Origin of the sequence: Streptomyces lanatus, from assembly GCF_014655715.1 — a bacterium.
In the GTDB taxonomy this organism is placed as follows: Bacteria; Actinomycetota; Actinomycetes; order Streptomycetales; family Streptomycetaceae; genus Streptomyces; species Streptomyces lanatus.
Genome location: NZ_BNBM01000014.1, coordinates 223,277 through 248,783 on the forward strand (window position 1 = coordinate 223,277; position 25,507 = coordinate 248,783).

At 70.1% G+C, this 25,507-nt stretch carries 20 protein-coding genes and 1 pseudogene; 13 read left to right on the forward strand and 8 right to left on the reverse strand.

Annotated elements, in window-relative coordinates:
- Positions 1–19: 19 nt before the first annotated feature.
- Positions 20–2,180 (reverse strand): annotated as a pseudogene (helR, locus tag IE325_RS31660) (RNA polymerase recycling motor ATPase HelR).
- A 502-nt stretch (positions 2,181–2,682) separates the two neighbouring features.
- On the opposite strand from helR, the gene IE325_RS31665 reads away from it, so the two are divergent.
- The 5 genes from IE325_RS31665 to IE325_RS31685 all read left to right on the forward strand — a co-directional run bounded on the left by IE325_RS31665 (position 2,683) and on the right by IE325_RS31685 (position 7,313).
- A complete protein-coding gene (locus IE325_RS31665; protein ID WP_190073547.1) occupies positions 2,683–4,275 on the forward strand; it encodes a sensor histidine kinase in 1,593 nt (530 codons plus the stop codon).
- The gene (locus tag IE325_RS31670) at positions 4,272–4,679 is read left to right on the forward strand and encodes a roadblock/LC7 domain-containing protein (protein WP_062722698.1); all 408 of its coding nucleotides are present in this window, start codon (positions 4,272–4,274) and stop codon (positions 4,677–4,679) included. The genes IE325_RS31665 and IE325_RS31670 overlap by 4 nt, the downstream gene beginning before the upstream one ends.
- Entirely contained in the window at positions 4,676–5,077 is a 402-nt protein-coding gene (locus IE325_RS31675) for a DUF742 domain-containing protein (protein WP_190073548.1), read from the forward strand. The genes IE325_RS31670 and IE325_RS31675 overlap by 4 nt, the downstream gene beginning before the upstream one ends.
- The gene (locus IE325_RS31680) at positions 5,058–5,678 is read left to right on the forward strand and encodes a GTP-binding protein (RefSeq protein WP_190073549.1); all 621 of its coding nucleotides are present in this window, start codon (positions 5,058–5,060) and stop codon (positions 5,676–5,678) included. The genes IE325_RS31675 and IE325_RS31680 overlap by 20 nt, the downstream gene beginning before the upstream one ends.
- 165 nt (positions 5,679–5,843) lie before the next feature.
- Positions 5,844–7,313, forward strand: a complete 1,470-nt coding sequence (locus IE325_RS31685) for a cytochrome P450 (protein WP_190073550.1) — start codon at positions 5,844–5,846, stop codon at positions 7,311–7,313.
- An 18-nt stretch (positions 7,314–7,331) separates the two neighbouring features.
- Here IE325_RS31685 and IE325_RS31690 read toward each other — a convergent pair whose 3' ends face one another.
- Positions 7,332–8,273, reverse strand: a complete 942-nt coding sequence (locus IE325_RS31690; protein WP_190073551.1) for an RluA family pseudouridine synthase — start codon at positions 8,271–8,273, stop codon at positions 7,332–7,334.
- 864 nt (positions 8,274–9,137) lie between these two features.
- Here IE325_RS31690 and IE325_RS46715 point away from each other — a divergent pair.
- The gene (locus IE325_RS46715; protein WP_190073552.1) at positions 9,138–10,178 is read left to right on the forward strand and encodes a terpene synthase family protein; all 1,041 of its coding nucleotides are present in this window, start codon (positions 9,138–9,140) and stop codon (positions 10,176–10,178) included.
- A gap of 284 nt (positions 10,179–10,462) precedes the next feature.
- Here IE325_RS46715 and IE325_RS31700 read toward each other — a convergent pair whose 3' ends face one another.
- Together IE325_RS31700 and IE325_RS31705 are read right to left on the reverse strand one after the other, a co-directional pair.
- On the reverse strand, positions 10,463–11,308 hold the full coding sequence (locus IE325_RS31700) for a siderophore-interacting protein (RefSeq protein ID WP_190073553.1): 846 nt from the start codon (positions 11,306–11,308) through the stop codon (positions 10,463–10,465).
- 171 nt (positions 11,309–11,479) lie between these two features.
- Positions 11,480–12,412 (reverse strand): 5'-3' exonuclease, encoded by a 933-nt coding sequence (locus IE325_RS31705; protein ID WP_190073600.1) that lies wholly within the window; start codon positions 12,410–12,412, stop codon positions 11,480–11,482.
- 186 nt (positions 12,413–12,598) lie between these two features.
- On the opposite strand from IE325_RS31705, the gene IE325_RS31710 reads away from it, so the two are divergent.
- The 4 genes from IE325_RS31710 (at position 12,599) to IE325_RS31725 (ending at position 17,291) form a co-directional block, all read left to right on the forward strand.
- Complete coding sequence (locus IE325_RS31710; RefSeq protein WP_190073554.1) at positions 12,599–13,675, forward strand: quaternary amine ABC transporter ATP-binding protein; 1,077 nt, start codon at positions 12,599–12,601, stop codon at positions 13,673–13,675.
- Positions 13,668–15,494 carry an ABC transporter permease/substrate binding protein gene (locus tag IE325_RS31715; protein WP_190073555.1) on the forward strand — a complete coding sequence of 609 codons (1,827 nt, stop codon included), beginning with the start codon at positions 13,668–13,670 and terminating at the stop codon, positions 15,492–15,494. Before IE325_RS31710 ends, IE325_RS31715 begins: the two co-directional genes overlap by 8 nt.
- Before the next feature lie 517 nt (positions 15,495–16,011).
- Positions 16,012–16,581, forward strand: coding sequence for a helix-turn-helix domain-containing protein (locus IE325_RS31720; protein WP_190073556.1), 570 nt, complete (start codon positions 16,012–16,014; stop codon positions 16,579–16,581).
- Complete coding sequence (locus IE325_RS31725) at positions 16,581–17,291, forward strand: helical backbone metal receptor (protein WP_190073557.1); 711 nt, start codon at positions 16,581–16,583, stop codon at positions 17,289–17,291. The genes IE325_RS31720 and IE325_RS31725 overlap by 1 nt, the downstream gene beginning before the upstream one ends.
- Here IE325_RS31725 and IE325_RS31730 read toward each other — a convergent pair.
- Positions 17,203–18,360, reverse strand: a complete 1,158-nt coding sequence (locus IE325_RS31730) for a TDT family transporter (protein WP_190073558.1) — start codon at positions 18,358–18,360, stop codon at positions 17,203–17,205. The two genes, IE325_RS31725 and IE325_RS31730, sit on opposite strands and share 89 nt — an antisense overlap.
- Before the next feature lie 70 nt (positions 18,361–18,430).
- Between IE325_RS31730 and IE325_RS31735 the strand changes: the two genes are divergently transcribed.
- Positions 18,431–19,354 (forward strand): LysR family transcriptional regulator, encoded by a 924-nt coding sequence (locus IE325_RS31735; protein WP_190073559.1) that lies wholly within the window; start codon positions 18,431–18,433, stop codon positions 19,352–19,354.
- Between the two features lie 154 nt (positions 19,355–19,508).
- On the opposite strand, the gene IE325_RS31740 is transcribed toward IE325_RS31735, so the two are convergent.
- From IE325_RS31740 to IE325_RS31750, 3 genes are all read right to left on the reverse strand, one after another.
- Complete coding sequence (locus tag IE325_RS31740; protein ID WP_190073601.1) at positions 19,509–20,180, reverse strand: gamma-glutamyl-gamma-aminobutyrate hydrolase family protein; 672 nt, start codon at positions 20,178–20,180, stop codon at positions 19,509–19,511.
- A 37-nt stretch (positions 20,181–20,217) separates the two neighbouring features.
- Complete coding sequence (gene eat, locus IE325_RS31745; protein ID WP_190073560.1) at positions 20,218–21,666, reverse strand: ethanolamine permease; 1,449 nt, start codon at positions 21,664–21,666, stop codon at positions 20,218–20,220.
- 172 nt (positions 21,667–21,838) lie between these two features.
- The gene (locus tag IE325_RS31750; RefSeq protein ID WP_190073561.1) at positions 21,839–22,570 is read right to left on the reverse strand and encodes a FadR/GntR family transcriptional regulator; all 732 of its coding nucleotides are present in this window, start codon (positions 22,568–22,570) and stop codon (positions 21,839–21,841) included.
- A gap of 185 nt (positions 22,571–22,755) precedes the next feature.
- Here IE325_RS31750 and IE325_RS31755 point away from each other — a divergent pair, with 185 nt between their 5' ends.
- On the forward strand, positions 22,756–24,120 hold the full coding sequence (locus tag IE325_RS31755; protein ID WP_190073562.1) for a glutamine synthetase family protein: 1,365 nt from the start codon (positions 22,756–22,758) through the stop codon (positions 24,118–24,120).
- Positions 24,121–24,128: 8 nt separating this feature from the next.
- Positions 24,129–25,502 carry an aldehyde dehydrogenase family protein gene (locus tag IE325_RS31760; protein WP_190073563.1) on the forward strand — a complete coding sequence of 458 codons (1,374 nt, stop codon included), beginning with the start codon at positions 24,129–24,131 and terminating at the stop codon, positions 25,500–25,502.
- The last annotated feature ends 5 nt before the right edge of the window (positions 25,503–25,507 follow it).

The following is a 25,507-nucleotide window of genomic DNA, read 5'->3' on the forward strand; positions in this document are numbered from 1 at the left end:
GGCGACCGGTGGAGGTCGGTCACGCAAGGATGACCAGTTGCTGGGTCGCCCTGGTCATCGCCACATAACGGTCCACCGCTCCCTCGATGCCCTGGCCGAACTCCTCCGGGTTCACCAGGACGACCAGGTCGAACTCCAGGCCCTTCGACAGCTCCGGCGTCAGTGACCGCACCCGGTCCGTCGGGCGGAACGTGGGGTCGCCGATGACGCAGGCGACTCCCTCCGCATGCTCGGCGAGCCAGGTGTCCAGGATCGAGGCAAGGTCCGAAACGGAACCGTGCACGACCGGCACCCCTCCGCTGCGGATGGACGTCGGCACATTGGCGTCCGGCAGCGCGGCGCGGATCACCGGCTCGGCCTCCGCCATGATCTCTTCCGGTGTGCGGTAGTTGATGTTCAGGGAGGCCAGGTCGATCCGGTCGAGGCCGACCCGTTCGAGGCGTTCGCGCCAGGACTCGGTGAAGCCGTGCCGGGCCTGGGCGCGGTCGCCCACGATGGTGAAGCTCCGGGACGGGCAGCGCAGCAGCAGCATCTGCCACTCGGCGTCGGTCAGTTCCTGCGCCTCGTCCACCACGATGTGCGCGAACGGGCCGGCGAGCCGGTCGAGGTCTCCGGTCGGCAGTTCGGACTCGTCGACCAGGCTGACCTGGGCGTCCTGGCCCCGCAGCATGATCACCAGCCCTTCGCCCTCGTCGGTGTCGGCGCCGGAGTCGGCGGTGGCCTCGATCAGGTTGTCGACGACCTGCGTCATCCGCTCGCGCTGCGCGGCGAGGATCCCCTCCTGCCGGTGTCTGCGCCGGGCCGCGTCCGGGTCCCCGAGCCGGTGCCGGGCCGCGTCCAGGAGCGGCAGGTCGGACACCGTCCAGGCCTGCGCGTCCGCCCGCTGCAACCGCTGGACCTCCTCGCGGCCGAGCCAGGGCGCGCACATCCGCAGATACGCGGGCACCGACCACAGGTCCGAGACCAGGTCCGTGGCATCGAGGAGCGGCCACGCACGGTTGAAGGCCGTCAGCAGTTCCCTGTTCCGGGTGAGCGACCTGCGGACCAGCTCGGCCGGGACCTCGCCGTCGTCGCCCGAGGCGTCCTCCTCGTGCCTGTCGACCAGGATCGTGAGCAGCTCCTCCCAGACCTGGTCGCGGGCCTCGTTGTGCGGCGTACCGGGTTCGGCCGCCTCGAACGCCACGGCCCAGTCGACGCCGCTCAACCGGACGTCGGACCAGGGAGTCGTGACCGTCATACCCTTCGCGGGCGGCTCCTCGTAGAACCGGACGGCCTTCTCGATCGCCCCGACCAGGTCCGCGGACGACTTCAGACGGGCCACCTCCGGATCGGCCTCGGCCTTCGCCGTGGCACCCTCCGGAACCAGGTCCGCGAGCACGCAGGTCTGCACGCCCTCCTCGCCGAGGCTGGGCAGGACATCGGAGACGTACGCCAGATACGGCCGGTGCGGGCCGACGAACAGCACGCCGCCCCGGCGGTGGTCGACGCGGGGGTCGGAGTGGAGCAGATAGGCGGAGCGGTGCAGGGCCACGACTGTCTTGCCCGTGCCGGGTCCGCCGTCGACGACGAGTGCGCCCCGGGATCCCGCGCGGATGACGGCGTCCTGGTCGGCCTGGATGGTGGCGAGCACGTCCCGCATCCGAGGTGAGCGGTTGCCGCCCAGGCCGGCGATGAACGCGGACTGGTCGTCGAGCGCGGCATGCCCGGCGAAGCCGTCCTGGGTGAACACCTCGTCCCAGTAGTCGCTGATCCGTCCGCCGGTCCAGCGGTACCTGCGGCGGCTGGCCAGGCCCATCGGATTGGCGTGGGTGGCGCCGAAGAACGGCTCGGCCGCGGGGGAGCGCCAGTCGATGAGCAGTCGGCGGCCCGTGTCGTCGGTCAGGCCGAGCCGTCCGACGTACACGGGCTCGGTGCCATCTGCGCCGACCATGCCCGAGGCACAGGTCGAGGCCGAAGCGGCGCAGGGTGCGCAGCCGGGCGGTGAGCCGGTGGATCTCGCTGTCCCGGTCCATCGCCTCCCGGCCCAGGCCCCCCGGCGCCCTGCGCGCGGCGGCGAGACGGTCGGACAGCTCGGTGATCGTCTTCTCCAGGCAGTCGGCGATGGCCGCGAAGTGCCTCTCGTCGCCGGCGATCAGAGTCGGTTCGGCTTTGGGGGAGAGGCGTTCGGGCAGGTCGAACACGCTGGTTTCGGCTTGGCTCCTACTGTCACTCAACTGCACACGCACTTCTACGACTCCCGTTTCCGCAGGTCCTCGGCCTAGGCCGGTGATTGTGCGGTACAACGGGGGCCTTGCCGCAAGCCCCCCGGTGCGCTATACGTTGAGAGTGGCGAGGAGCAGGTGGCTCCTTGCCCTTCTTTTTTGCCTAGGTCCGGGCTCGGAACCCGATCTTCACCCGTCACGGTGAGTGACTTTCGCACGTGCGTGCGCCGTGACGCAGTGTATTCGAACGTAATCTGAGCGTATAAATGGGGCCGAGCGTACTCCTGTCTCGCACCCCATTTCAGGTGCTTGCTGAATATGACACAGCGATGATCCGGTCGGACTAAGCTCGCCCGCAGCGCACCGAGTTGAGGTGTATTCGTGCGCTTGTTCCCAAACATGCAGAAGATTCCGACATACCCATGACGTACCCCGCTGCAAGCTCCCCCTACACCCAACCGATTCGTTTCAGAGGGCCCACATGGTGAGCGTTCAATCCCCGCCGAGTCGCCGTGAACTCCCGTACGCGCGCGTACTGTTGCTGCCGGCCATAGTGATGGCCGCGGCGACCGGAGCCGCCGTCGCCGTGGTGGCGGAGCCGGCCCGGACGGCCGTCGGCGTATGCGGTGCCGTGGCCGTTCTGCTGGTGATGGCCTCCGCGGCCGAAGCGGTGCGTCGAGGCCGCCTCCTGAGAGACCTGCGGGCCGACCACGCCCGTCACACCGCGTACATGGAGCGCCGTATCGCCGCCCATGACGAGGAGATGTCCCGGCTCGCCACGGAGATCACACCGGCCGCGATCCACCGGCTGCAATGCGGCAGTTCAGCGTATGAGGTGATGCGAGACCTCGCCGACATCGATCCGTCCTACGCCCATCTCTCCCGGGCACAGCTCGCGTTGGTGGAGTCGATGCTCGCCATCGTCGACCACGAGGAAGCCCTCCGCGACTCCTCCCAGCGCTCCTTCGTCAACATCGCCCGCCGTGTCCAGTCGATCGTCCACCAACAGGCCGTGGAACTGCGGGAGATGGAGGAGGACCACGGCCGCAACCCCGAGGTCTTCGACGACCTGCTGCGCATCGACCACGGCACCATGCTGATCGGCCGCCTCGCCGACTCCATCTCCGTGCTCGGCGGCGGCCGGCCCGGCCGCCAGTGGCCCGAACCCGTCCCGCTGTACAGCGTGCTGCGCGGCGCCATGTCCAGGATCCTGGAGTACCGCCGCATCAGCCTGGACTCCATCGTCCACGTCAACATCGCCGGAATCTCCGTCGAGCCGATCATCCACGCCGCGGCCGAACTCCTCGACAACGCCACGCGCTACTCCCCGCCGCAGACCAAGGTGCACGTCACCGCCACCGAGGTGCAGACCGGAATCGCGATCGAGATCGAGGACTCCGGCGTCAGCCTCAGCGAGGAGGCCCGCGCCCGGGTCGAGGGCATGCTGGAGCGCGCCAAGCAGGGCACCGACCTCCAGGACCTCGGAGAGGCCCCACGCCTGGGCCTGGCCGTCGTGGGCCGTCTCTGCACGGCGTTCAACATGCAGGTCGCGTTGCGAACCTCGGCGTACGGCGGCGTCCGCGCCGTTCTCGTGGTGCCGCGCGAGATGATGACCACCGACCCCGCGCCCGGACTCGCCCACGGCGTCGGCGCCGCGGCGGCGCCCAAGGCCGACGCCGACGCCCTCGAAGGCCCCAAGCGTGCCCCCAAGAAGCGTCGCCCCACCAGCCCGAAGATCCCCACCACGGTCTCCATGGAGGACGACGTCCCCGTGGTCACCGAGTGGACCGCGGGCGGGCTGCCGCAGCGCCGCAGCCGGGTGAAGACCCCGCTCAGCAAGCGCATCGCCGAGCAGGCGGCCATCGAGCAGGCAGAGCGGGAGGGCAGGCCCACCGTCTGGTCGACGCGCAGGCCCGAGCCGGAGCCCGAGCCGGAGAAGGACGACGAGCCCGCCCCCGGAGCATGGGTCGAGGCGTTCTGGAACGGACTCAAGGACAAGCCCGACCCCTACACACTCCAGCCGCGAACTCAACCGGCCCGCCCCGAGGCCGATGACGAGGGGGACATCAAGTGATCCAGCAGCGCGCCAACTTCGACTGGATGCTCAAGGAGCTCCACGACGGCGTACCCGGCATCGAGATGATCGTGGTGCTCTCCGCCGACGGTCTGCGCATCGCCCGCTACGGCGGTGACCCGGACACCGCCGACCGCGTCGCTGCGGCGTGCGCCGGTCTGCAGAGCCTGGCGAGCGCTGTCGCCACGGAGATCCCCAACAGCGACGGCAAGATGAAGATGGTCCTCATCGAGATCAATGGCGGCTACTTCTATCTGATGGCCGCCGGCGCCAACGCCTATCTCGCCGTGCTCTCCGACACGTTCGCCGAGCCGGGTCGGATGAGCAACCGGATGTCCGACCTCGTCGCCCGGATCGGTGCCCATCTCACCAGTCCGCCCCGGCGCAATGGGCAGACCGTATGACTCCTCCGAAACGCCAGCGGCGACGTCCCAAGGAGAAACCGGCACCACCGCCGCCCCAGACGGGGAAGCAGAAGAACCCGGAGCGGCTCTTCGTGGTGGCCGGACCGGACGGCGGCGAGCGCGACGGCGACCTCGACCTCGTGACCTTAATCGTGGCGCGCGCCGACCCCCCGCCGTCACCGACGCCCGAGCAGTCGGCGCTGCTCCGGCTCTGTACCGCCCCTCTGTCCGTGGCCGAGCTGTCGGCCTACCTCAACCTGCCGTTCAGCATGATGACGGTCCTGCTCACCGACATGCTGACGGCCGGACTGGTGACGGCACGCAACCCGATCGTGCGCCAGACCGTCGCCGACCGTTCAATCCTCGAAGCGGTGATGCATGGACTTCAAAGGCTCTGACACCGTTCCCGGTCCGCGGACCGAGGACCAGCTGCCGCACACGGCCGAGGCCGCCGTGAAGATCGTGATCGTGGGCGGCTTCGGCGTCGGAAAGACGACCATGGTTGGCTCGGTCAGCGAGATCAGGCCGCTGACCACCGAAGAGACCATGACGCAGGCCGGTATCGGCGTCGACGACAACTTCGGCTCGGACACCAAGACGGCCACCACCGTCGCGATGGACTTCGGCCGCATCAGCATCACCGAGCAACTGGTGCTGTATCTCTTCGGTACGCCCGGACAGGAGCGCTTCTGGTTCCTGTGGAACGGCCTGTTCGACGGCGCGCTCGGCGCGGTCGTGCTGATCGACACGCGCCGCCTCGAGGTCAGCTTCGACGTCATGGGGCGGCTGGAGGAGCGCGGTGTGCCGTTCGTGGTGGCCGTCAACACCTTCCCGGACGCGCCCCGTTACCCCGTCGACGAACTCCGGACGGCACTCGATCTGCCCGAGGAGATCCCCATCATCGAGTGCGACGTACGTCGCCGGGCCTCCAGCCGGGACGTATTGATGACGTTGCTGCAGTTCCTGCACGCGCTGGCCATGGCGAAGGCGCCCGCATGATCTGCAGACCGGTCGCACCGCACGTGTCCTGAACATGTGCGCAGACGGCGCCCGCCCCGTCTGCACGACCTCTGCCCGGTTCTCGGCTTCGATCGAATCGCCTGAACCGGGGCATCCCGTTACCTCTTGTACAGCCGGAATCACTTCAGCTTCGGAGCGACCACCGTGACGCCTGAACCTCTCTCCCCGATCGGTACGGACGAGCCCACGGCCACCCCACCGCCTGGCTGCCCCGCACACGGCATTGGCCCCGACGGGCTGCGCCGACTGCACGGCAAGGAGGCAGAGGACCTGGGAGCCGTGTACGAGGAACTCCGTGCCGAGCACGGCCCCGTGGCTCCCGCCCTGTTGCACGATGACGTGCCGGTCTGGGTGGTGCTCGGCCACACCGAGAACATGCAGATGTTGCGCACGCCCTCGCAGTTCTGCCGTGACAGTCGGTTGTGGACCGCGGTGCAGGACGGCACCCTGAAGCCCGACAACCCGCTCATGCCGCACATCGCATGGCAACCCATTTGCTGCCATGCCGAGGGCGACGAGCATGTGCGGTTGCGTGGGGCGGTCACCGATGCCATGGAAGCCATCGACCACCGGGGCGTCCGCCGCTACATCAACCGCGCGACCCAGCACCTCGTCAACAAGTTCTGCGAGACAGGCAGAGCCGATCTGGTCAGCCAGTTCGCCGAGCACCTGCCGATGGTGGTCATGTGCGAGATCCTCGGTATGCCCGACGAGTACAACGACCGACTCGTGCAGGCCGCCCGCGACTTGCCCAAGGGCACCGAGACCGCAATCGCCAGCAACGCGTACGTCATGGACGTCCTGATGCGGCTCACCGCGGCCCGCCGGGCCGAATCCAAGGACGACTTCGCCAGTCGCCTCGTCGACCACCCGGCCGGGCTCACTGACGACGAGGTCGGCCAGCACCTGCGCGTCGTCCTGATGGCCGCATACGAGGCCACCGCCAACCTCCTCGCCAACGTTCTGCGTGTGGTGCTCACCGACCCGCGGTTCCGAGCCCAGCTCAGCGGCGGTCAGATGACGGTGCCCCAGGCGGTCGAGCAGTCCCTGTGGGACGAGCCGCCGCTCAGCAGCGTCCTGTGCTACTACGCCAAGCAGGACACCGAGCTGGGTGCCCAGCGCATCCGTAAGGGTGACGGCCTCATCCTGGGCATCGCGCCGGGCAACGTCGACCCGCGGGTCCGTCCCGACCTCAAGGCCAACATGAAGGGCAACCGTTCCCACCTGGCCTTCAGTGGCGGTCCCCACGAGTGTCCGGGCCAGGACATCGGCCGCGCCATCGCCGATGTGGGCGTCGACGCCTTGCTGAGCCGCCTCCCGGATCTCCAACTCGCCTGCGAGGAGGACGAACTGCGCTGGCAGGCGTCCATCTTCAACCGGCACCTGGTGGAGCTGCCGGTGAAGTTTGCGCCCAAGCCTCAGCAGGACGCCATGGCGGGACCCGCGCACCCACGGCCGCCGCAGCGTCCCAGCAACGGCCAGGTCGGTTCGCCGCAACCGCAGACAGCGACTCCGGAGCCGGCCACTCCGGCCGCGGCCCCGACCCGGACGCCGGAACCGGCTTCCCGACCGGGCCTGTTCCGGCGCCTGCTGCGCTGGTGGCGCGGCGACTGATCCGCGCCGGCACGGGTGCTACCCGGCCCACTCGTCGTACGACGCCCAGGCCCCCAGCACACGCCGACTGACGAAGCGGTGCTCGCACCCCGTGATGGGATCGGTGAACTCCAGCACCCGCGCCAGCAGTTGGAGCGGATGTCGGAAGTCGCCGGAGGCCACGGGGTCGGTCACCACCGGATAGAGGGGATCGCCGAGGATCGGCATCCCCAACGCGCTCATATGGACGCGAAGCTGGTGCGTCTGCCCGGTATGCGGTACGAGCCGGTACCGGGCACGCCCCTCTAGGTGCTCCAGCAACTCGACCCGGCTGACGGCGTTGGGCTCGCCCTCGACCTCGCGGGCTGCCATCACCCCACGCTCCTTGACGATCCGGCTGCGCATGGTGCGCGGCAGGTCCAGTGCGGGGTCGTACAGGGCGACGGCCTCGTATTCCTTCGTCACCCGCTTGTCGCGGAAGAGTGACTGGTAGGCGCCGCGTTCCTCCGGCCGCACGGTGAACAGCACCAGGCCCGCCGTCAGCCGGTCCAGACGGTGGGCGGCGCCCAGGGTCGGGACGTCGAGCTGCCTCCGCAGCCGTGCCAGGGCCGTCTCGGCTACATGACTACCGCGCGGGGTGGTGGCCAGAAAGTGCGGCTTGTCGGCCACCACCACGTGTTCGTCCTGGTAGACGACGTCGACCGTGAACGGTACCCGCTCTTCATCAGGCAACTTCCGCTGGAACCACAGGTACATCCCGGGGGTGTACGCCATGTCCCGCGGCACCGGACGTCCGGCCACGTCCACGATCTCCCCCGCGTCGAGCATTGCGTCGATCACCTCGGCCCCGGCAGCGAGCCGCGCCACGAGATGATCCCGCACGGTCGCCCATGCTTCCCCGGCCGGCAACCGCACTCGTACCGGATCCACCCCTTCGCGCTGCGGCAGGGGAGAGGGCGGGGGCGGACTACGGCGTCTCATCACGATCAAGCCTACGCCGGGGCGCTGACAGCGAAAGGGCGAGGCGGCGCTCCGGAAGGGACTTGCGCGCTCCTTGTACACCCAGCGTCGGGATTCCGCGGATGTCCCCGGTTGTACGTGAGGTGATCCAGGAGCCAGCCCCCGCATCAGCCGCCGCAGGAGTGCTGCGATCTCCTTCAGGGGCGCACGTCCTGGTCGTGTACGCATCAGTGTGCGGAAGGGGGCGCCTTCCCCCGTGGGCTTATGGCTGGCACAGTTATAGAACTCGTCCGGATCGTACAAGCGGTCTAGGAGCGGTATGAGCCTCCTGTAGGCCGGGTGCGTGGGGTGATACCTGTGGGCGAGTACAACTGCGGGACAGTCGTTGTCGGCGTTGCGCGTTCCAGCGACGTTGCAGGCACTTCCCGCCGACAGGCATGGCCAACTGGCGGCCGAATTCAGCGAGTTTCCTGGCGAAGGTCCGAGCCGTGTGGGCCGGTTTCGACGGTTCACCTTGCTGCGGCATGTCTACGGCCCGTCCGTGCGCTCCCCCTCGCAGGCGGAACCGAGCAAGCTGCTCGGTCCTGTCGCGGTGCGCAGACCGTGTCCGGCCCATGCCGACTGGCGAACGCGAACACCACTACCCGGAGGACGTCATGAGCGCACCCGGCAAGTGTGTCCAGCTCGCAGCACCAACGGGCCCGAGGCTTCTGCGAGTAGGCGCTTGACCGTGCGGGTCCCCTGACCACCAACGCCGCGAGATCGTGCACAACACGTAGGTCGTGCGGGGGGTCAAGAAGGAGGGTGCGATGTTCCGCCATGTACCAGGCCGCTCATGCACCGACGCTCCCGCATCCGAGCATCCCCGTGCCTCAGGAGGAAGTCATGTCCCCATTCCGCATACCCGAATTCGACATGCCCATCGCGTCCAGTGGTCTCTCACCCGCGATGGACGCGGTCGAGCCCGACATGTGGGCATGGGCCGCCGCCCATCAGCTTGTGCGCGGTGAAGCAATGCGTCGGCATCTGGCCCGTACTCGACCGCAGTGGGCCACCGCGATCTACTTGCCCGGCGCGGACGAAGCCCATCTGCGGGTACCGAACCGGTTCATGATCTGGGCCTTCATCCTCGACGACAACCTCGACGACAGCATCAGTGAGGGACACATCGAGTCCGTCACGTACTTGCTGGACGAACTCGTCGCCGTCTGCCGCAACCTGAACACCCCCGTCACCAACGAAGGACGGGCTCTCAAAGAGATCCTCGACGACCTCTCCCAAGGTCGCACAAGGGCCTGGCGCAACGTTCTGGGGGAATCCGTGGTGCGCTGGCTGAACACCTTCCTGCCAGAAGCCCGCGCGAGCCGGGCGGGCCGCGTCATGACCATCGACGAATACCTGCCCCACCGCCGCAACGGAGTCTGCGAGTTCATTTTCGCCCACCTGCAGGAGTACGTCAGGGACGTCGAACTGCCCAAGGGGGTGCGCGACCTGCCCGCGATGGAACAGGCCCGCAACCTTGCATGTGAATGGACCGGTCTCTACAACGACATCTACTCCGTGGAGAAGGAGGAGTCGGTCGGCTATCTCCACAACGCCGTTCTTGTCGCGCGCACTCACCGCGGCTGTTCCACCCAGGAGGCCGTGGACATCGTCGCTGCCATTACCAATAGCCTCCTCCGCCAATTCCTCGCCGCCTGCGATGCGGCCCCCGCCCAGATCCGCGCCGCCGCCGACTACACCCCCACCGTGCTCGCCCACGCCAGCGATGTGATCGACGGTTACCGGGACCTTGTCCGCGCGAACTACGACTACCACCGAGGCGCCGCCCGCTACAGCGACGTCGCCAAGTACATGCCGGAAGCCATCACCACCAGCGGACTGCGGCCTGACTGGAGCTTCACGCCGACCATCACCCATTCCTGAGTCGGCCCCTGCACCGGTGTGTGTCAACTTAGCGGCTGATCTTGGTGAGTGTGGTCCGAATAGGTTGTCTCGTCCCGCTGATGTCATGTGATGTCGACGGGCCTTGAGCGCGCCCGGTGATCCGAGGCCGGGCCGGCGGTCCCACTGACAGAGGGGAGCGTCGGTCCGGTTCCTCCGACCATGGTCCATCGCGGATGCATGACTGGAGTTACGCCCTCACCCGGGGCGAGGCATGAGAAAGAGGCGGCACCCATGAGGTGCCGCCCCTTCCCGAGCCACAGGGACTACGCCGCCGGCGCCGCCCCCTCCTGCTCCGCCTCGATCCGTGCGTTCCAGTCCCGCTTGGAGGCCTGCCAGCCGTCCTCGTCGTGGCCGAGGCGCCAGTAGCCGGAGATGGACAGGTCCTCTCGAGCCACGCCGCGCTCGACGCGCAGCAGATGACGTAGTTCCTTCACGAAGTGCGCCTCGCCGTGCACGAAGGCGTGCACCCGGCCCTCGGGGAACTCCAGAGTCTGAACCGCCTCGAGCAGTGCCTCGCCGACCCGGCGGGAACCGCGGTGCAGCCAGATCACCTCCACATCGGAGTCGATCTTCTGCTCTTCCTCGGGGCCCGCGATCTCCACGAAGGCGTAGGCCGTGGCGCCGTCGGGCAGTGACTCCAGGGAGCGGGCGATGGCGGGCAGGGCGCTCTCGTCGCCGACCAGCAGATGCCAGTCGGCGTCCGGGTCGGGGGCGTAGGCGCCGCCGGGGCCCATGAAGCGCACGGTCTCGCCGGGCTGGGCGCGCATCGCCCACGGTCCGGCCAGGCCCTCGTCGCCGTGCAGCACGAAGTCCAGTGTCAGCTCACGGTGTTCGGGATCCCAGGCCCGCACGGTGTAAGTCCGCGTCACCGGCCACTGCTCACGCGGCAGTTCCTCGCGGATGCGCTCCAGGTCGAACGGCTCGGGGTAGCTCACCCCGGCGGGCGAGAACAGCATCTTCACGTAATGGTCCGTGCAGGTGTCCGCCGCGAACTCGGCGAGCCCGTCACCGCCCAGCACCACACGCTGCATGTGCGGGGTCAGCCGTTCGGTACGGACGACCTGCGCGGAGTGGGGCTTCCGCGGCTTGCGGGCAGGGCGTAGCGCCATCACTGGCCTCCCTCGTTCCAAGCTTAGGTTTACCTAAGTTAGCACCTCCGTCCGGCGAATGCCGCTATGAACGTTCATGAGAAAGGGGCATGTCGTGCGTACACGGAACGAATTCCCCGCGTCACAAGCCCCATGCGCGCGATCGTGACGCCCCTCACGCCCCCGGCGATCTCACGCCCCCAGCGTCACCAGCAGCCGCTGAAGCGACCCGCCCAACCCCCAGCGCGCCGCCAGCTCGTCCAGCCCCGCCGCGTCCCGGGGAGCGCGCGGCAGTGTGGTGTCGACGTCGGACAGCGGGACGTCCAGCGCGACCCGGACGACCTTCGGCGCGACGGCGACATACGGGCGGGACTCGTCCAGCCGCTTGCGCTGCGAGGGCGTCAGCTTCGCCTTCGGGTCGTCGACCGCCGCCATGATCCCGGCCAGGTCGCCGAACTCCGCCAGCAGCTTCGCCGCCGTCTTCTCCCCGATCCCCGGCACGCCCGGCAGGCCGTCGCTCGGGTCGCCGCGCAGCAGCGCCAGATCCGCGTACCCGCCGCCGTCGACGCCGTACTTCTCACGCAGCCACGCCTCGTCGGTGAGCTGGAGGGTGCCGACGCCCTTGAGGGGGTACAGCACCCGCACCCCGCGCTCGTCGTCCACCAGCTGGTACAGGTCGCGGTCGCCGGTGACGATGTCGACCGGGCCCTTCGCGCGCGCCGTGAACGTGCCGATCACGTCGTCCGCCTCGTACCCCGCGACGCCCACGCGCGCGATGCCGAGCGCGTCCAGGACGGCCTCGATGACCGGTACCTGCGGCGACAGCGTGTCCGGCACCTCCTCCTCGTCCGGTCCCACCTCGTGCTCCTCGGCGACCCGGTGCGCCTTGTAGGAGGGGATCAGCTCGACCCGCCACTCGGGCCGCCAGTCGGCGTCCATGCAGGCCACCAGCGCGTCCGGGCGGTGGTCCTTGACCAGGCGGTCGATGAAGTCGAGGAGCCCGCGCACGGCGTTCACCGGGGTGCCGTCCGGGGCCTTCACGGAGTCCGGGACGCCGAAATAGGCGCGGAAATAGAGCGAGGCGGTGTCGAGGAGCATCAGTCGTCCGGTCACGCCACGCATCATGCCGTACGGCACTGACAGTGGCCCCTCGGTCAGCGGCGCGTTGCCGTCCACGACCACCGCTGTGGCCTGGACCACTTGTGCGTTTGTGTGCGGGGAACCAGGGCAGGCGCGCACCCGGAGCGACGCCCCCTGCGCAACTGTTGCGCCAGTCGCTCCCTTCGTTTGCCGTCGAGACAAGAGGTACCCGTGTCATCCAGGCTTGAGGCCGACCATCTGTACAAGGTGTTCGGCAGACGACCGAACGACGCCGTCGAGCGGCTCCGCAAGGGAGCCGACCGGGAGGAGCTGCGCGCCGACGGCACCACCGCCGCCGTGATCGACGCCTCCTTCACCGTGGAACCCGGCCAGATCTTCGTCGTCATGGGCCTGTCCGGATCGGGCAAGTCCACCCTGCTGCGCATGCTCAACGGGCTCCTGGAGCCGACCGCCGGTCACGTCCGCTTCGACGGCCAGGACCTGACCGCGATCGGCGACCGCGAGCTGCGCGAGGTCCGCGCGAAGAAGATCAGCATGGTCTTCCAGCACTTCGCGCTCTTCCCGCACCGCAGCGTCCTGGAGAACGCCGCCTACGGTCTCGCCGTCCAGGGAGTGCCCCGCGCCGAGCGCGAGAAGCGCGCCGCCGAGGCACTCGAGCTGTGCGGTCTGGGCGGCTGGGAGAAGTCCTGGCCCGACGAGCTGTCCGGTGGCATGCAGCAGCGCGTGGGCCTCGCCCGCGCCCTCGCCACCGACGCCGACCTGCTCCTGATGGACGAGTCCTTCAGCGCGCTCGACCCGCTGATCCGCCGTGACATGCAGGACCAGCTGCTCCAGCTCCAGAAGACCCTGAAGAAGACCATCGTCTTCATCACCCATGACCTCAACGAGGCCATGCGGCTCGGCGACCGCATCGCCGTCATGCGCGACGGCCGTATCGTCCAGACCGGCACCGCCGAGGACATCCTCCTGCGCCCCGCCGACGACTACGTCGCCTCCTTCATCCAGGACGTCGACCGCTCCCGCGTACTGACCGCGGGCTCCCTCATGGACACCTCGGTCACCGCCGACGCCCCCCTGTGCACCTGCGAGACCGCGACCACCGAGACGACCTTCGTGGAACTGTGCGCGATCAGCGCCCGACTGTCGCACCGCGTCACCGTCGTGGACGACGACAACAAGGTCATCGGAGTCGTGCCGAGGCAGCGGCTCGTCGGTTTCCTCGGCGACGAGAGCGCCGATCCCTCGCCCTGCGACAACCCCGAGGGGAAGGTGACCGCCCGTGCCTAGGCTGCGTCTCGGTGACTGGGTCGACTCCGGTGTGGACTGGCTCGTCGCCCACATGGGCTGGCTCTTCGACGCGATCAAGGCGGTCGTCGAGGGCATGTACGACGGCGTCAACGCCGTCCTGACGGCACCCGAGCCCCTGCTCCTCGGCGGCATCCTCGCCGTGCTCGCCTGGTGGCTGCGCGGCCTGGTCCCGGGCGTTCTCGCCTTCGGCGGCTTCGCGCTGATCGACTCCCTCGACCTGTGGGACCGCGCCATGTCGACGCTGGCCCTCGTCCTGGTCGCCACGGTCATCGCCCTGGTGATCTCGGTCCCGCTGGGCATCTGGGCGGCCCGCTCCAAGACGGTCAGCGCGGCCGTACGGCCCGTCCTGGACCTGCTTCAGACGATGCCGTCGATGGTGCTGCTCATCCCGGCCATCCTCTTCTTCGGCCTGGGCACCGCCGCCGGCGTCATCGCCACCCTGATCTTCGCGCTCGCCCCGGGTGTCCGTATGACCGAGCTGGGCATCCGCCAGGTCGACGCGGAGCTGGTCGAGGCCGCCGAGGCGTTCGGCACCACACCACGCGACACCCTGCTGCGCGTCCAGCTGCCGCTCGCGCTGCCCACGATCATGGCCGGCATCAACCAGGTGATCATGCTGAGCCTGTCCATGGTCGTCATCGCTGGCATGGTCGGCACCGGCGGCCTCGGCGGCGCGGTCAACGAGGCCATCGGCCAGCTCGACATCGGCTTCGGCTTCGAGGCGGGCGTCGGCATCGTCGTCCTCGCCATCTACCTGGACCGCATCACCGGCGCGCTCGGCGCGCAGATCTCCCCGCTCGGCCGCCGTGCCGCCGCCAAGGCCCGTGCCGCCGGCGGCGTCAAGGTCTGGAGCCACCGGCCCCGCCCGGTCGTCGCCGTCGCCGGCGTGGCCGCCCTGGCCCTCGTGGCGGGCGGCATGGGCGTCTTCGGCCCCACCTCCGGTACCGCCGCGGCCTCCGCCACGGACGTCGGCAAGGGCAAGGAGATCAAGCTCGGCTACATCCCGTGGGACGAGGGCATCGCCTCCACCTTCCTCTGGAAGGAACTGCTGGAGCAGCGCGGCTTCAAGGTCACCACCAGCCAGTACGCCGCGGGCCCCCTCTATACGGGCCTCGCCACCGGCCAGATCGACTTCGAGACGGACTCCTGGCTGCCCACCACACACGCCGAGTACTGGGAGAAGTACGGCAAGCAGCTGGAGGACCTCGGCTCCTGGTACGGCCCGACCTCCCTGGAGCTCTCCGTCCCCTCGTACGTCAAGGGCGTGGACTCCCTGGAGGACCTCAAGAGCAACGCCTCCAAGTTCAAGGGCAAGATCGTCGGCATCGAGCCGAGCGCCGGGATGATGGGCATGCTCAAGGACAAGGTCCTCAAGGAGTACGGCCTGGAGGGCTCCTACGACGTCGTCGACGGCTCGACGCCCGCGATGCTCGCCGAGCTCAAGCGCGCGTACGCCAAGAAGGAGCCCATCGTCGTCACGCTCTGGTCGCCGCACTGGGCGTACAGCGACTACGACCTGAAGAAGCTCAAGGACCCCAAGGGCGCCTGGGGCAAGGGCGACGGCGTGCACACCCTCGCCCGCAAGGGCTTCGCCGGCGACAACCCCGAGGTCGGCCAGTGGCTGAAGAACTTCTCCATGACCGAGAAGCAGCTCACCGGCCTGGAGTCGCAGATCACCAAGGCCGGCAAGGGCAAGGAGCAGGACGCCGTCCGCACCTGGCTGAAGCAGAACCCCGGTCTGCTGGACAAGTGGGCCCCGATCGACGCGTCGGACCTCAAGAACCAGGCGGCCGGGTGACCTGACGGACCCGGACCGCCGCCCGAGGGGCGGGTCACGCCGTACGTTTTTCCCCTCCGTACGGCATGGCCCGCCCCTCGCGGCATGTCCGCATAGTCACCCGGCATGCCTACGAAAAGGATCCGGCCAACCACGCAGCGCTATCCCACCGCCCGAGCCGCCTCATGCGAACTCCCCCCGACCGGCACCGACTTCCCGCTCCCGCCACCACTCTGACCAGGCCCGCCCGCAGGAGCGAAGCCGGGAACACCGGGGAGCGCCCGAGCATTGAACAGAACAGCGGCTCTCGCGTACTGAGCGGCAGTCAGGGGCGCCATGGGGGCGCCCTGCGGGTGCGGGGTGCCGATCCGCTGGCGCGAACCCGTGGGTCGCACTTCCCCCAAGGTGTCGTCGATGTGACGGGCGCATGAAACGGTTTGCCGAACATGCGTAGGGTGCAGAGAACTCAACAGAAGGTGTGCGCCGGACGACGGGCGCGAGGACAGTGGACCGACGAGCGAAGGAGGGAGCCGGAGCGATGGGCGACCACAAAGAACAGCCCCTTCGGGTGGGTGCGGCCGTGCGGCGGCGACGCCGTGCGCTGGACCTCACCCTCGCCGTCGTGGCCGAGCGCAGCGGCCTGTCGGTGCCCTTCCTGAGCCAGGTCGAGAACGACCGGGCGCGCCCCAGCCGAAGCTCCCTGGAGAAGGTCGCCGACGCCTTGCGCACGACCGCCGTGGAGCTTCTCGCCGCCGCCGACCCGGCATGCAGCGTCGACGTGGTGCGCGCCGAAGGGAACGAGTTGGGACCCGAACCGCGGGTGCGTTCGCTGGTGCGCGGTCATCACCAGATGCACGCCTCGGAGTTCACCGGCGACCATGACGCCGGCCGTGAATTCCAGTACCGCAACGACCAGTTGATGTACGTCGCCGACGGCGCCGTGGAGATCGAGGCGGAGGGCCGCGCCTATCGCCTGGGCCGCGGGGACTCCCTGTACCTCACCGGCGGGGTGCGGCACCGCTGGCGGGCGACCGTGCCGGACACGCGCGTGGTCGTCGTCGCGGTCGCGGAGCACATCGAGGCGGTCCGGAACCGGCCTGGGCGCTGATGCGCGTCGTCTCCCTGGTGCCGTCGTTGACCGAGGCCGTCGCGGACCTCGGTGTGCTGGTCGGCGCGACGGACTGGTGCAGCCACCCGGCCGACCTGGACGTCACGCGCGTGGGCGGCACCAAGAACCCGAAGGTGGACCGCGTCCTCGCCCTCGCCCCCGACCTGGTGATCGCCAACGAGGAGGAGAACCGCGAGCCCGACCTCGCCGCCCTGCGCGCGGCCGGCGTCGACGTCCTGGTGACGGAGGTGCGGGACGTGCCGCAGGCCTTCGGTGAACTCGCGCGTGTCCTGGAGGCCTGCGGGGTGACCGCACGCCCGCGCTGGCTGGACGAGGCGGAGGACGCCTGGTCGTCGCCGGCCCCGGACCGCCGTACGACAGCCGTCGTGCCGATCTGGCGCCGCCCGTGGATGGTGCTGGGCCGCGACACCTTCGCGGGCGACGTGCTGGCCCGCCTGGGCGTGGACCACGTCTACACCACGCACGAGGACCGCTACCCCCGTATACCCCTGGACGACCTGCGGGAGGCGGCCCCCGACCTCGTCGTCCTCCCCGACGAGCCGTACCGCTTCACCGCCGACGACGGCCCGGAAGCCTTCCCCGGACTGCCCTGCGCGCTGGTCAGCGGGCGGCACCTGACGTGGTACGGCCCGTCACTTGCCGAGGCACCACGGGTACTGACGGCGGCCCTGCGAGCAGCGCACCGCTGAACAGCCCCCGGGTGGTGTGTACGGCGGCGACACCCCAGGCCGCGACGAGGACGACGTACAGCCCGACGGCGAGCCCTTCGTAGACGACGAGCCCGGTGTGCCGGGCCAGCGCCGTGGCACCGGTGACACAGGTGCCGACGGGAAAGGTGAACGCCCACCAGGTCATCGCGAACCCCATGCCGTGCCGGCGGGCCCGCAGGACATGGGCGGTGGCGAGCCCGAACCACAGCAGCGCGAAACCCATGACGGGGACGCCGTACAGCACGGCCAGCATCCCGAAGCCCTCGCTGTACGGCGCCGGGACCACGCCCGGCGCGACGTCCGCGAAGACGCCGACCGCGGTGGTGGACTGGCCGAGCGGCCCCAGCACGAGAAACAGCGACGGGGTGAGGACGAGGGGCAGCGGCCCGCCCGTGATCAGCCGGGCGAACACCAGGGGCAGCATCAGCAGCGTCGCGAGCAGACTCAGCCCGAACATCGCGACACAGGCCAGCAGCAGCGTCTCCCGGGCCTGCCCCGCCGGCAGATGCGGCACGAGCAGCGGCCCTAGCGCCGCGGACACCATGGGCGCGACCAGCGGCAGCAGCCAGACGGGCGTGGCCTCGGACGGCTCGACGCGATGGCGTACGGCCATGAGGTACGGGACGGCGACGGCGGCCGCCAGCCCGATGGCCGTCCCCGCGGCGAACAGCACGGCGTCCAGAGCGACCGCCGCCGAGGTCCCGATCCAGTCCCTGCCGACGACGAGGGCACCGCCGCCGACGGCCAGCAGGGCCATGGACAGACAGCCGTAGAAGGGCGCCATGGCCGGGTCGAGGAGGTGGGCGCGGGCCTGGTCGCGGTGGTGCGACCAGTGCGCGGCGCGGGCGCCGAGCAGCGTGACGAGCAGGGCGAGGGACAGGGCCCACACGGCGGCGCAGACGGTGCGCAGACCGGGGAGGTGGAGCGGCAGTCCGGCGCCGGCGGTGGCCACGGCGGCTGTGCCCATGACGGCGGCGTACCAGTTGGGTCCGAGGTGACGGACGCCCAGGCGGCGGGTTGGCCCGAGGTGACGGGCTGCGGTGACCATGTGTCCAGCGTCGCTTCGCGGATTCCCTCCCACCAGGGAGTTTGCCTCTATGGCGACATAAACTGAACTTATGACAGAGGTGGCGGAGGGGCAGTTTCGCGCGGGGTCCTTGTCACACCGCGTCCCGGAGCTCGGCGCGCTGGAACTGCTGCTCGCGGTGGCGCGGCTCGGCAGTCTCGGCGGGGCGGCGCGTGAGCTGGGGATCACCCAGCCCGCGGCGAGCAGCCGGATCCGGTCGATGGAGCGGCAGTTGGGGGTGGCGCTGGTCGATCGCTCACCACGGGGTTCGCGGCTGACGGACGCCGGGGCGCTGGTGACGGACTGGGCGCGGCGGATCGTGGAGGCGGCGGAGGCGTTCGACGCGGGGGCGCAGGCGCTGCGGGACCGGCGGGACTCGCGGCTGCGGGTGGCGGCGAGCATGACGATCGCGGAGTATCTGCTGCCGGGTTGGCTGCTTGCCCTGCGGGCGCAGCGGCCGGATACGGCGGTGTCGTTGCTGGCCGGGAACTCGGCGGCGGTGGCGGAGCGGTTGCTGGCCGACGAGGCGGATCTCGGGTTCGTGGAGGGGGTGTCGGTGCCTACGGGGCTGGACTCCGTGGTCATCGCCCACGACAACCTGATCGTGGTGACGGCGCCGGGGCATGTGTGGGCGCGTCGGCGGCGGGCGCTGTCGGGGGCGGAGCTGGCGGCCACGCCGCTGATCCTGCGGGAGGAGGGGTCCGGGACTCGGCAGGTGCTGGATTCGGCGCTGGGGGGTCTGGCGCGGCCGCTGATCGAGCTGTCCTCGACGACCGCGGTCAAGGCCGCGGCGGTGGGTGGGGCCGGGCCGGCGGTGCTGAGTGAGCTGGCGGTGGGGGAGGAGCTGTCGATGCGGCGGCTGGTGAGCGTGCCGCTGGCCGACGTGTCGCTGGCGCGGGATCTGCGGGCGGTGTGGCCTACGGGGCATCGGCCGGTGGGGCCTGCGCGGGATCTGTTGGCGTTGACGCGGGGGTGAGGCTGGTTTTTCTCGCCCCCGCCGCCCCTACCCATTCCCGTCCCCCGGGGGCTGCCGCCCCCGGACCCCCGCATCGGCCCTGAACGGGCCTCGTCCTCAAACGCCGGACGGGCTGAAAAGCCTCACCCGCCGTCGCGAGCTGAGAAACCCGGCCTCAGCCACCAGCCGCCCGCACCAACCCCCGCACAACCCGCAAATCCTCCCCCATCTCCGGATGCCACTGCACCCCCAACACCCACCCCGCCGAAGGCAGTTCCACCGCCTCCACGGTCCCGTCCACCGCGTACGCCGACGCGACGAGCCCCTCACCCAACCGGTCCACGGCCTGATGGTGATAGGTCGGCACGGACGACTCCTCCGGGACGAGACCGGCGTACAGACTCCCCGGCACCGGCTTCACGGTATGGCTGCCGAACACCCCGACGACCTCCGCGTGCCCGTCGATGTGCTGAACGAGCGTCCCCCCGAGGGCGACGTTCAGCAGCTGCATCCCCCGGCAGATCCCCAGCAACGGCACCCCCGCGTCGAGTGCCGCGTCGATGAGCGCCAGCTCCCACGCGTCCCGCTCCCGCGCCGCAGGCCCCGTACGAGGCTCCCGCTCCGCGCCGTACCGGACCGGCTCGACGTCGGGGCCGCCGGCGATGACCAGCCCGTCCAGCCGGGCGACGGCCGCCGCGGCATGGGCCGGGTCGTCCGGCGGCAGCATCGCGGCCAGGCCGCCCGCCCGCTGCACCAGCCGCGGATAGCCGGCCGGCAGCAGCGCCGCGTCCAGCTCCCACACGCCCCAGCGCGCACCGGACTCCAGATAGGTGCTGACCCCGATCAGCGGCCTGGCCACAGCGACTCCCTCACTCTCGAAACGTTCAGTCCCGTGCCAACTCTGCCTCGGCCGCCGCCAGCGCCGCGAACTCCTCCTCGGGAGCCTTGGCCACCAGATGCTTACGGCTGTAGAGGCCGAAGTAGGCGATCGCCACGACGTACACCACCAGCGCGATCACCGCCGCTGTCACATCCACCAGGAACGTGGCCACCAGCGCCGCGCACGCCAGCACCAGCGCCACCGACGAGGTCAGCACCCCGCCCGGCGTGCGGTACGGCCGATCGAGGTCCGGCTCCCGGCGGCGCAGCACGATGTGCGACAGGGACATCAGGGCGTAGGAGATGGTCGCGCCGAAGACGGCGATGTTCAGCATCCGCGCGCCGTTGCCGGAGGCCGCCGCCAGTACGAAGCCGATCGTGCCGGGCACCAGCAGGCCCAGGTACGGCGCCTTGCGGCTGCTGGTGAGGGAGAGGAAGCGGGGCAGGTAACCCGCTCGGGACAGGGCGAACAGCTGGCGCGAGCCGGCGTAGATCAGGGAGAAGAACGACGCCACCAGGCCCGCGAGGCCCGCGTAGTTCACGATCCGGCTCAGGGTCGTGGCCTTCCCGTCCGGCTGGAGCGCCTCCACCAGCGGGTTGCCCGCCTCCTGCACCGCCGCCGAGCCGCGCGCTCCCGCCGCCGCGAAGAAGGTCACCACGGCCAGGACGACCAGGACGGCCATCGACCAGCGGATCGCCTTGGGCAGGGTGCGCGCCGGGTCCCTGGTCTCCTCGGCCGCCAGCGGTACGCCTTCGACGCCGAGGAAGAACCACATGCCGAAGGGGAACGCCGCCCAGATGCCGAGCAGACCGAAGGGCAGCCAGGAGTTCGAGCCCGCCGCCGACGTGTCGACCGGGATGTCGTCCAGCGAACCGAAGGAGAACTCCGGCAGCGCCGCCAGCGCGAACACGATCAGGGCCACGACCGCGATGCCGGTGACCACGAAGCTGAAGCGCAGCGCCTCGCCCACGCCCCACAGGTGGATGCCGAGGAAGATGACGAAGCAGACCAGGTACACCGGCCAGCCCGACTCCAGGCCGAAGAGCCCCAGCGACTCGACGTAGTCGCCGATGAAGATGACGATCGCGGCGGGCGCGAGGACGTACTCGATGAGGATCGCCGTACCGGTGAGGAAGCCGCCCCACGGGCCGAGGGCGCGGCGGGCGAAGCCGTAGCCGCCGCCCGCCGTCGGCAGGATCGAGGACAGCTCGGCCAGGGCGAAGACCATGCAGGCGTACATGGTGCCCATGAGGACCATGGCGATCGCCAGGCCGCCGAAGCCGCCCTCGGCCAGACCGAAGTTCCAGCCGGAGTAGTCGCCGGAGACGACGTACGCGACGCCGAGTCCGGTCAGCAGCACCCAGCCGGCGCTGCCGCGGCGCAGGGCTCTGCGCTGAAGATAGTCGTCCGCCTCCGGGGCGGCGGGTGGTGTGTTCGTGGATTCCAGGGACAAGGCCAACTCCCCACGTGCGGTGGACACCGGGCGGTTCCGGGCACGGTGGGGTGGGTCGACCGGGCTCCGGTTCAATGGAATGGATGCATACCTTTGCCGGGTCGGTCGCTGGAACGCAATACCCTTGCGTTAATCGCCGGTAAATCCACCCGCACCGGGGACCGGGCGCCGCTCAGCCGAGGAAGCCCCGCAGCAGCGCCGCCGTACCGCCGCAGTGCTCGCGCATGATCTCCCGCGCGCACTCCGCGTTCCCCTCGATCACGGCCTCCACCAGCGCGCTGTGCTGGCGCTGCGAGTGCTCCAGGTTGCGGACCAGGAGCGGGATGCAGTCGAGCAGGTCGTTCACGGTCGCGCGTACGGCCGCGTACTGGGCGGTCAGGGAGGGGGAGCCGGACAGCTCGGCGAGGGTCAGATGCAGCAGCGTGTCCAGGCGGCGGTACTCGGCGAGCGGGGCGTCGTGTGTGCGGGCCAGCGCCTCGCGCAGCCGGTCCGCCTGCTCCTCGTCAAGGCCGTGCGCCGCGCACAGCCCGGCCGCGCCCACCTCGAGGACCTCACGGAAGCGCAGCGTGTCCTCGACGTCGACGTCCTTCAGGCGGCGGCGCAGCTCCTCCTCGCCGGGGGTGACGGGGCGCGGCAGGACGAACGTTCCGCCGTAGCGGCCGCGCCGCGACTCCACCAGGCCCTGGTCCTGGAGCACCTTCAGCACCTCGCGCAGCGTCACCCGGCTGATCCCCAGCCGGTCGGCCAGCTCCCGCTCGGCGGGCAGCCGCTCGCCGCCCGGCACCAGGCCGAGCCGGACGACCTGGAGGATCTGCTCCAGGGCCTCCTCGAAGCCGTTGCCGGCCCGCACCGGCCGCAGCACCGAGGTGAGCCGGTCGTCATCGGCACCGGGCGGCCCAGGCATCCCAGGCGTCCCCGGCATTCCAGATGTCCCCGGCGCCCCCGCCGTCCCCGCTGTCCCATGCTCCTCGGGCGCCCCCTGCTCCGTGCCCGTCTGCGACATATGGTCGGACCCCCTTCCCAATCAATGGTCCTGCGCAATACCTTATGGCTCCCGGCTGACCGAAGTAGCCGAATGGAGGCTCTCCCGTGGCAGACCGCACACCCCCGCTGAGCGTCGAGGAGCTGCACGCCCTCGTCGCCGGCGGTGAGATCGACACTGTCGTCCTGGCGTTCCCCGATATGCAAGGGCGGCTCCAGGGCAAGCGGTTCGCCGCCCGCTTCTTCCTCGACGAGGTCCTCCATCACGGCACCGAGGGCTGCAACTACCTCCTCGCCGTCGACACCGAGATGAACACCGTCGAGGGCTACGCCATGTCCTCCTGGGACCGCGGCTACGGCGACTTCGCCATGCACCCCGACCTGGCCACCCTGCGCCGCGTCCCGTGGAACGACGGCACCGCCATGCTGATCGCCGACCTCGCCTGGAACGACGGCTCCCCGGTGGTCGCCGCCCCGCGCCAGATCCTGCGCCGCCAGCTGGAGCGCCTCGCCGAGCACGGGTACACCGCGAACGTCGGCACCGAGCTGGAGTTCATCGTCTTCAAGGACACCTACGAGCAGGCGTGGGACGCCAACTACCGAGGGCTGACCCCGGCGAACCAGTACAACATCGACTACTCGGTGCTCGGGACGGGCCGGATCGAGCCCCTTCTCCGCCGTATCCGCAACGACATGGCGGGCGCCGGCCTCACCGTCGAGTCCGCCAAGGGCGAGTGCAACCCCGGTCAGCACGAGATCGCCTTCAAGTACGACGACGCCCTGGTCACCTGCGACCAGCACGCCATCTACAAGACCGGCACCAAGGAGATCGCCGCCCAGGAGGGCGTCTCGATCACCTTCATGGCCAAGTACAACGAGCGCGAGGGCAACTCCTGTCACATCCACCTCTCCCTCGCGGACGCCGCCGGCAACAACGCGATGGCGGGGGAGGGGGAAGGCGGCATGTCCGACGTCATGCGGCACTTCCTCGCCGGGCAGCTGGCCGCCCTGCGTGACTTCTCGCTCCTCTACGCCCCCAACATCAACTCCTACAAGCGGTTCCAGCCAGGCTCCTTCGCCCCGACCGCCGTCGCCTGGGGTTACGACAACCGCACCTGCGCCCTGCGCGTCGTCGGCCACGGCCGCTCGATGCGCTTCGAGAACCGGCTCCCCGGCGGCGACGTCAACCCGCACCTCGCGGTGGCCGGTCTGGTGGCCGCCGGCCTCTACGGCATCGAGCAGAAGCTGGAGCTGCCCGAGCCCTGCCCCGGCAACGCCTACGCCGCCGACTTCGAGCACGTCCCGACGACCCTGCGCGAGGCCGCCGAACTCTGGGAGACCAGCCCCATCGCCAAGGCCGCCTTCGGCGACGAGGTCGTCGCCCACTACCGCAACATGGCGCGCGTCGAGCTCGAGGCCTTCGACGCCGCGGTGACCGACTGGGAGCTGCGCCGCTCCTTCGAACGCATGTGAGGCCCTGAGTGTCCGACCAGCTCCAGGTACTGAATCCGGCCACCGAAGAGGTCGTCGCCACCGTGCCCGCCGCGTCGGCGGCCGACGTGGACGCCGCCGTCGTACGCGCCACGAAGGCCCAGTCGGCGTGGGCCGCGCTCGCACCCGGCGAACGCGCACGCCTGCTGCGCCGGTTCGCCGTCGCCGTCGACGAACACCTCGAAGAACTCGCCCAGTTGGAGGTCCGCGAGGCCGGGCACACCGTCGGCAACGCCCGCTGGGAGGCGGGCAACGTCCGCGATCTGCTCGACTACGCGGCCGGGGGAGTGGAGCGGCTGACCGGGCACCAGATCCCGGTCCCCGGCGGCCTGAACGTCACCATCCTCGAACCGCTCGGCGTGGTCGGGGTCATCGCCCCCTGGAACTTCCCGATGCCGATCGCCGCTTGGGGCACCGCCCCCGCGCTCGCGGCCGGCAACGCGGTTCTCCTCAAGCCCGCCGAGACGACCCCGCTGACGGCTCTGCGACTGGCGGAGCTGGCGTTGGAGGCCGGCCTTCCGGAGGGCCTGTTCCAGGTGCTCCCCGGCCACGGACCCGTCGCGGGCAACGCGCTGGTCGAGCACCCGGGCGTCGCGAAGGTCGTCTTCACCGGGTCAACCGCCGTGGGCAAACAGGTGTTGGCGAAGGGCTCGGCGCTCCTCAAGCGCGTCACCCTCGAACTCGGCGGCAAGAGCCCCAACATCGTCTTCGCCGACGCGGATATCGAGGCCGCCGCCGCAGCGGCTCCCATGTCCTTCCTCGACAACTCCGGCCAGGACTGCTGCGCCCGCACCCGCATCCTCGTCCAGCGCTCCGCCTACGACCGGTTCCTGGAACTGCTGGCCCCCGCGATCGAGGCGGTCACGGTCGGCGACCCGGCCGACGAGACCACCGACATGGGCCCGCTGATCTCCAGGTCCCAGCTGGAACGCGTCCGTTCGTACGTCGGCGACGACCTGGCGGGCATCCGCGGCAAGGCTCCCGAGGGCCCCGGCTTCTGGTTCCCGCCCACCGTCCTCACCGGCGTCGACCCGCACGCGCGCGTGGCCGTCGAGGAGGTCTTCGGCCCCGTCGCCGTGGTCCTCCCCTTCGAGGACGAGGCCGACGCGATCCGGCTGGCCAACGGCACCGACTACGGCCTCTCCGGCTCCATCTGGACCCGCGACGTCGGCCGCGCCCTGCGCCTCTCCCAGGCCGTACGGGCTGGCAACCTGTCCGTCAACTCCCACTCCAGCGTCCGCTACTGGACCCCGTTCGGCGGCTTCAAGCAGTCCGGCATCGGACGTGAGCTGGGCCCGGACGCCCTGACCGCCTTCACCGAAACCAAGAACGTCTTCATCAGCACGGAGGGCCCCGCACAGTGAGCGCA